The following is an 8099-nucleotide window of genomic DNA, read 5'->3' on the forward strand; positions in this document are numbered from 1 at the left end:
TCCTGTTCTCCCATGTAGAGAGTAAGAAACGCCGCTTCTGCGTCGTATTCAGTTTTTAGTACAATACCCTGCTTGTCCGTCGCTCGAAAAACCTTGATTTTCCAGTGTTTTCAAAAGTATCGTTATCTAACGTCAGCTTTCGAGCGGCCAGCCGTACAGGAGTTGCTTGAGCTTGTCCGCGACGGCAAGATAAACTGCATCCTTGTAAAGGATTTCTCAAGATTTGGTCGCAACGCTTTAGAGACAGGGTACTTTATTGAGCGTGTCTTTCCATTGTACAGGGTGCGTTTTATCTCAATTGACGATGGGTTTGACTCCTTTGCGCTTGACGGCGATACTGGCGGAATGGAAGTTGCATTCAAGTTTTTGATTAACGAATACTACAGCCGCGACCTTTCTATGAAGATCCGAAGTGCGAAACGCGAGAAAGCTCTGCGCGGTGAGTTTGTTACTAAAAACTGTGCTTTTGGTTACACATTGGACGAGAACCGCAAAATGATCATTGATGCGGAGGCTGCCGAAACAGTACGGCTTATTTTTGAGATGTACGCTGAGAAAAAGAGTCTAGTTGGTATTGCAAAATGTCTATATGAAGAGAAGCGTCCTACCCCTGCAGCTCGAAAAAAACAACAACGAGCGACTGCAATGGATGCTGAATTAGCCTATGTCTGGCAGAAACCAGTGCTTCTGCAGATTTTGCGAGACGAACAATATTTGGGCATGTATGTCGCCGGAAAAACAAGAACGTTGGAGGTCGGCAATCCTAACCGCGCCCAAGTTGCCAGTAAGGATTGGATAAGGATTCCTGATCATCACCCTGCCATCATCTCGCAGGCTTTGTTTGATGCGGTACAGGAGCAGCTTCGTATTAAGGGTGAGCCACTTCGTAAACGGGATGTAAGCACAACTAAACGGTATGCTGCTTCTTGTTCCTCTCCACTCAAAGGAAAAGTAGTTTGTGGGCACTGCGGGCATATAATGAAGATAAGCTGTACTAAGAACGCTGCTTTCCACTGCGGGTTTACTTTGCCGGCGCCTGGTGCTGCCTGTCATAGACTGCGCGTTCCAAAGAGCGAACTGGAGAGCTTGATTCTGAAAAGTATTAAGCGTCAGTCAAAAACAATAATGGCATCATTTTCTTTATCTAACGGTATTCGTGCACCTCAAATCCCGGCGGCGTCTGAACATGAAGTCCTGATGGAAAAGCTGCAGGATGAAAAACAGCGGCTTTATGAATCTCTTGTGCTGGGTGGGATATGCCGGGAAGAATACAAAACAAAAACATCTTCAATCGACATTGAGATGAAGAAAGTGAAGCAGGTTCTTGATGTCATTCTCGACCAACGCAGTAGAAGGGTAACTGATGAAGTTGCTGTAGAAGCGGCAGAACAAGCATTAAGAAAAAGAATTTTAACAAAAGAATTGGTGGAAATGCTGATTGAGAAGGTGCTGGTGTTTCCAGATAGCAGAATTGAGATTGAGTGGAAACTTGCTGGCTTTATCAACTGTTTAGCGCAAGAGACTGGATTTGACGCCATAATTTGAGTGGGTGGTTCGAACTACATTTTAGTTCGAACCAATCTGCTTCTGATGCGGGTTTTGTGTCTTGAGCAGAAAATTTCCAGTAAAAGAGTCAAGGTCACGACAAAATTTCTTTTGTCGTGACCTTGACATTTGGGTGGTGGAGATAAGCGGATTCGAACCGCTGGCCTCTTACATGCGAAGCAAGCGCTCTACCAGCTGAGCTATACCCCCACAGAATATTTACTCCGTGCGAGATATATTCTATCAAAAACGAAATAGAATTACAAGATAAAAATGAAAAATAAAAGCCGCTTTTTTCAAGCGGCTTTTGATTGATGATCTTACTATATGAAGCGTTTTGCGCCGAGGAAGTTCCTGTTATAGTAACCGGACGAGATGCTGCTGATATTTACACCATTGCTGGAAGGGGCACAATGGATCATGCTGCCACCACCGATGTAAATACCGATGTGGCTTACAACAGAGCTCTTATCCGATTTGAAATAGATCAGGTCTCCGACGGAGAGGGAATTCATATCTGAAACACTTTGCCATCCGGAAACATTGGAGTAACCCGCAGAGCTCAGACGACCGGTCGCAACGCCCGAGTTTTTCAGGCAGTAATAGACGAAACCGGAGCAGTCATAAGAATTCGGTCCGCTGGAACCATAGGAATAGGGCTTGTTCATCTGGGAGTTCGCAACGTCCAGAACACGCTGAATGGTAGAATTCGAACTGCTGGCGGAGGAACCGGAGCCGGAATCCGAAGAACCGGAATTGGAGGAACCATTTGACGAACCAGACGAATTATTAGAAGACTCCGAGGAAGAACCACCGGGAGCAGACTTCGCACTATCGGAATAGAGCAGTCCGCGCGTGTTCTTTCCAACAACGCCATCCACACTTAAGCCGTTGGCATCCTGAAAGCGCTTTACCGCATTGGTGGTGATGCTTCCAAAATAACCAGTAGAGGAGCCTTCGAAATAACCGAGCTGTGAAAGACGGTCCTGCATGGATTTGATGTCGTCGCCGCTATCCTGCGGGTACATCGTATAGAATTTGGTACCTTCTGAATATAACAAGGTAAGGCTGTCAGCAGTCATGGCGCCATTGGCTTCAAGCCCGTTTGTGCGTTGAAATTTTTTGACAGCTTCAGTTGTAACCGGGCCATAATAACCGGTAATGCTGGAATAGTCATAATATTCAAGATCCTTCAACCGCTGCTGCAGTTTGGAAATATCAGAGCCCTTATCACCGGGGTTGAGCGCATTCGCCGTTCCGGAGGAGGGGGAAGTGGAAGGGTCTGCAGCCGGCGCTTGTGTTTGGCTTGCCAGACGGTTGCTGATGCTTCTTGAATTATCAATTGCAAAATAATCGCCGCCATAGATCGCTTTTCTGGTATCGGGGCCGGCTTTGCCATCAACAGCAAGGCTTTTTTCCGTCTGGAATTGAATCACGGCTGCTTGTGTGTCTGTACCGAAATAACCTGTTGCAGGGGTCTTTAAGTAACCCATATCGTTTAATTTTTTCTGGAAGTCATATACCCAGGAGTCTGCGCTGTCTTCATCGCCGATCTGTAATACCTCATGCCGTTCTACCGCAAGGGCAGGGATGGGCATAAATGCCATGACCGCAAAGGCAACTGTAACTGCTGCTGCAATTTTTTTAAACATATTTCCTCCTAAAATCCCTCAATCTATAATGTGTAATAATTGTAACAATTTCTTAACAATTATACAATCGTGATATTTTGCCTTATTTGGAAAATATGTTTCATTAATATAAAATGATGGATGATAATAAGTGAAATATAGCGAAATACTATGTAATGCTCCGAAATACTATCCATGTTGATCGTGAAGCTGCGTTTTCTTACTATAATATTGTAATTTATACAAAAAATAAAAGGACGCGACTTTTGCAGCGCATCCTTTTAGGTGTCTAAGAAAATCAGCCTATTTGTTTTCCTTCGAGCTCCATGTATGCCTTCAGTCTTTTCATCATATCGTCAAACGTATGCGGAGTGAGGGACTGTTTTCCGTCGGAAAGGGCATGTTCCGGGTCGTTATGTACTTCGATCATAAGTCCGTCAGCACCGGCAGCGATCGCAGCCTTGGAAAGAGGCTCGACCAGCCAGTTGAGGCCTGCCGCATGACTCGGATCGGCAATAACAGGCAAATGTGATTTATTTTTCAGGACGGGAATCGCGCTCAAATCAAACGTATTACGCGTGAACGTCTCAAAAGTACGGATGCCGCGCTCGCACAGGATGACGTTTTCGTTGCCACCCGCCATGATATATTCCGCGCTCATTAAAAATTCTTCAATGGTATTGGCGAGTCCGCGCTTTAAGAGGATGGGCTGCTTCAGTTTCCCAAGTTCCTTTAGCAGACGGAAATTCTGCATATTGCGTGCACCGACCTGAATCACGTCGACGTGCTCAAAATAAGGGATATCTGAAATCCCCATGATCTCGGTCACAACGGGGATGCCAAATTGCTTTTTGCATGCAAGCAACAAGCGGATACCGTCCTGCTCCAGCCCCTGAAAGGCATACGGTGAAGTACGGGGCTTATAAGCGCCGCCGCGCAGGAAATTAGCGCCGCTTTTGCGGATATCACCTGTGATCTCAAGCATTTGCTGTTCGCTTTCCACAGAACAGGGGCCTGCGATGACCGCAAAATGACCACCGCCGATCAACTGGCCGCCCGCGTCGATCACCGTATCATCAGCATGGAATTTGCGGTTGGCTTTTTTATAGGGCTCGGACACGCGGCGAACGTCTTCCACGATATCCTTTGCTTTGATATTGTCGATATCCACAAGCGAGGTATCGCCGACGAGGCCGATGATGGTGGTGTTTTCACCTTTGCTCAGGTGGATTTTGAAATTTTGCTGTTCAAGATTATGGATCAGCTCGTTTAACTTGGTTTCGGGCGCCTGTTGCTTAACGATTATAATCACTTTGTCATACCTCATATATCTACCGGCAATAAATCGCATAAAACCGGCTTTTTAGACCATTATATAGTAATTTTACGGCAGAAGCAAAAAGAAAATTAATATTACTGAAAATTTACATAAATCTGACAAAAAAGGAAACCTCCGCGGGAGGCGGAGGTTTCCCTATAAATATAGTACTGGAGGAACATTATATAAAAAAATTTTGTTCTTTAGTATTAAGATAACATATGGAAAAGTACTTGTAAAGTCTTTTTTGTAATATTATCGTAATAAGTAATCTTTTTTTCGAAAAAAAACAAAAATAAGTTGAAATGTCTTAAGAAATCTCCTATAATACAGATAATGTTACGAAGGAGCAGCGAGGCATGAAACGTACATCAGAACGATTTTTTAGCACATTTAGCTTTAGCGACTTTTATCGCTATGGCTTGTTTTTGTGTTAATCTGTCGGTGTGCGTATGTATTCTTAAAGCAAAGCAGTCAAATGCTGTAAGCACCGGCAAGTGCTTACAGCATTTTTATTTTTACGAGTAAATTCGAAGAAGAGGTATTGAAGTCATGATTGTAGTAATGAAAAGCGATGCGACACAAGCGGAGATTATGAAGGTATCAGACAGACTGGAGCAAAAGGGGATGCAGGTACAGATCAACCACGGTATCGACTGTACAGTGCTCGGCGTGCTTGGCGACACCTATACGGTAGATAAAGAGCGCATCGGACTGATGGGCGGCGTAGAGCGTGTGGTTTCTGTACAAGAGCCCTTCAAAAAGGCAAACAGGAAGTTCCACCCGGAGGACAGCATCATTGATATCAGCGGCGTAAAGATCGGCGACGGGGATGTGAAGGTAATGGCAGGGCCGTGCTCGGTGGAATCTACCGAGCAGCTGGCAAGCGTTGCGCACAGCATCCAAAAATCCGGTGCGCAGATACTGCGTGGTGGCGCTTTTAAGCCGCGTACCTCACCGTATGCTTTTCAGGGACTTGGAGAGCTTGGGCTGGATATCCTAGTAGACGTGAGGGAACAGGTGCATATGCCCATCGTGACGGAGATCATGGCACCCAAATATGTCGAGCTGTTTGCGGAAAAGGTGGATATGATCCAGATCGGGGCGCGCAATATGCAGAATTTTGATTTGCTAAAAGAGATCGGACAGACGGACAGGCCGATCCTTTTGAAGCGCGGACTTTCCAATACTATCGAGGAATGGCTGATGAGTGCGGAATATATTATGGCGGGCGGCAACGAAAACGTTATTCTGTGCGAACGGGGTATTCGCACCTTTGAAACATTCACACGCAATACGCTCGATTTGAGCGCGATCCCCGCGATCAAAAAGATGTCGCATCTGCCGATTGTCGTCGATCCCAGCCATGCGACTGGGCTGCCGTATATGGTGGAGCCGCTTGCGCTTGCCGCTGTCGCCGCCGGTGCGGACGGCATTATGATCGAAGTACACAACGATCCCAAGCACGCTCTGTGTGACGGGGCGCAGTCCTTGACGCCCGGGCAGTTTGACAGTATCATGGCTAAAATCAACGTGCTGAAAAGCGTGATGTAGAACGGAGAAATGATGGAAAAGGTACAGGTGCATGCCGATAACGGAAGCTATGATATTCTGATCGGAAACGATTTATTGAACAACGAATATTTAAAGAGTTTTGAAAAGTCTGCGATCATCACAGACGATGTGGTTTATGATTTGTATGGAAAACGCTTTGCCGGTACAAATGTCATTGTTTTAAAATCCGGTGAAGAATCAAAAAACATGCAAAACCTCGAAATGATATACGACCGCCTGATGGATTTCGGGCTTGACAGAAACAGCGTGCTGGCCGCGGTCGGCGGTGGCGTTGTAGGGGATATTTGCGGGTTTGCCGCAGCGACATTCAAGCGCGGCGTGCGGTTTGTACAATATCCGACGACGCTTTTGGCGCAGGTGGACAGTTCGGTCGGTGGAAAGGTTGCGGTCAATCTGCGGGGCGGCAAAAACATGGTCGGCGCGTTTTATCAACCATGCGCTGTTTTTGCAGATACATCTGCACTGGATACGCTTGACGAACGGCAATACGCGGCGGGCATGGCAGAAGTCGTCAAATATGCTTATATTGCGGACAAAGGCCTGCACCAAACGCTTGTGCAGCAGAGTGCGGATATTGGAGCGATCGTAAAACGCTGCTGCGAGATCAAGACAGATTATGTGCACCAAGACCCGTATGATACGGGCATCCGTATGCAGCTCAATTATGGGCATACGATCGGTCACGCGATCGAGACAGTGGCAGGATATGGAACGTTTCTGCACGGCGAAGCGATCGCAATCGGCATGGTTTATGCAGCGCACCTCGGAGAACAGCTTGGGATTTCGCCAAAGGGGCTTGCGAGCGACACGATATCATTGTTGCGAAAATATAAATTGCCTGTTATGCTGAAACAAGATATTTTAGACCAGGCATTGCAAATACTGCTGGCTGATAAAAAGGCTGACGGCAAGGATATTCATTTTGTGCTGATCGATCAGATCGGTCATGCAGTACTGAAAAAACTGCCGGCAGAATTAATACAAAAAACAGTAAAGGAAATGAAAGTATGAAGCGAATCGCACCATCGGTTATCTCCGGCAGCATTCGGGTGATCCCATCCAAGAGCATATCGCATCGTGCACTGATCTGCGCCGCGCTCGCTCCCGGTAGCACTTCCCTGAGAAATATCGCTTTTTCTGAGGATATTAGCGCAACAGCACAGGCTTTGCGCGCTATGGGATTGTGTCATTATGATATTGAAGGCGACAGCTGTATTGTGTCCGGAGGGTTGCACAGCGAGAGCGCAGAAGTGATCGATTGCGGCGAATCCGGTTCAACCTTACGGTTTTTACTGCCGTTGGCGCTTGACGGAAAAAAACATACCTTTACAGGACATGGCCGTCTGCTGAGACGGCCGATGGACGGATACGACAAGATATTTGTGCGTAACCATGTGCGGTTCGATAAGAACGAAGAACGGATCGAGATATGCGGCGAGCTTGCCGGAGGGGAATATGAACTGCCGGGGGATGTATCCTCGCAGTTTGTGTCTGGACTTTTGTTTAAGCTGCCGATGCTGTTTGATGATTCGGGGTTACATATCACGACTGAGCCGGAATCAAAACCGTATATCGATATTACGCAGGATGTGCAAAGCAGATTCAGGGTCAACAGCAGATGGAGCGGGAATAATATAGAAATATCCGGCAGACAGGGTTATGTCCCGTGCGACATGGAGATTGAGGGCGATTATTCCCATGCTGCTTTTTTTGCGGCGGCTGCGGCGATCACCGGAAGTGTGAGGCTGAAAGGACTTTGTTTGGACTCCAAACAGGGGGATAAGGCGATCATCGGGCTTCTTCGGTGTATGGGGGCTGAAATCACAGAAAACGAAGATGAGATCATCATAGAAAAAGGTGCTTTAAAGCCTATCGAGGCAGATGTTTCACAGATACCTGATCTGGTTCCCGTGCTGGCTGTCCTTGGCTGTGCCGCGCAGGGTAAAACGAGAATATACAACGCGGGACGGCTGCGTTACAAGGAAAGCGACCGTCTGCACTCGATCACGACAGAGCTCGAAAAACTGGGA

6 protein-coding genes and 1 tRNA gene are annotated in these 8099 nt (G+C 46.8%); 4 read left to right on the top strand and 3 right to left on the bottom strand.

Annotated elements, in window-relative coordinates:
* Positions 1-93: 93 nt before the first annotated feature.
* Positions 94-1545 (top strand): recombinase family protein, encoded by a 1452-nt coding sequence (locus tag VB081_RS01570; protein ID WP_323399109.1) that lies wholly within the window; start codon positions 94-96, stop codon positions 1543-1545.
* Positions 1546-1679: 134 nt separating this feature from the next.
* On the opposite strand, the gene VB081_RS01575 is transcribed toward VB081_RS01570, so the two are convergent.
* From VB081_RS01575 to aroF (VB081_RS01585), 3 genes are all read right to left on the bottom strand, one after another.
* Positions 1680-1755 (bottom strand) — tRNA-Ala (locus tag VB081_RS01575).
* A gap of 113 nt (positions 1756-1868) precedes the next feature.
* The gene (locus VB081_RS01580) at positions 1869-3197 is read right to left on the bottom strand and encodes a C40 family peptidase (RefSeq protein WP_323399110.1); all 1329 of its coding nucleotides are present in this window, start codon (positions 3195-3197) and stop codon (positions 1869-1871) included.
* 277 nt (positions 3198-3474) lie between these two features.
* Positions 3475-4488 carry a 3-deoxy-7-phosphoheptulonate synthase gene (aroF, locus tag VB081_RS01585; RefSeq protein ID WP_323399111.1) on the bottom strand — a complete coding sequence of 338 codons (1014 nt, stop codon included), beginning with the start codon at positions 4486-4488 and terminating at the stop codon, positions 3475-3477.
* Between the two features lie 558 nt (positions 4489-5046).
* Between aroF (VB081_RS01585) and aroF (VB081_RS01590) the strand changes: the two genes are divergently transcribed.
* From aroF (VB081_RS01590) to VB081_RS01600, 3 genes are all read left to right on the top strand, one after another.
* Positions 5047-6048: a 3-deoxy-7-phosphoheptulonate synthase gene (gene aroF / locus VB081_RS01590; RefSeq protein WP_323399112.1), complete on the top strand. Its 1002-nt coding sequence runs from the start codon at positions 5047-5049 to the stop codon at positions 6046-6048.
* 9 nt (positions 6049-6057) lie between these two features.
* Entirely contained in the window at positions 6058-7080 is a 1023-nt protein-coding gene (aroB, locus tag VB081_RS01595) for a 3-dehydroquinate synthase (protein ID WP_323399113.1), read from the top strand.
* The coding region (locus VB081_RS01600) for a 3-phosphoshikimate 1-carboxyvinyltransferase (RefSeq protein ID WP_323399114.1) at positions 7077-8099 on the top strand (1023 nt) is incomplete at its 3' end. The genes aroB and VB081_RS01600, both read left to right, overlap by 4 nt.

Source organism: Christensenella sp., assembly GCF_034927525.1.
GTDB lineage: Bacteria > Bacillota > Clostridia > Christensenellales > Christensenellaceae > Christensenella.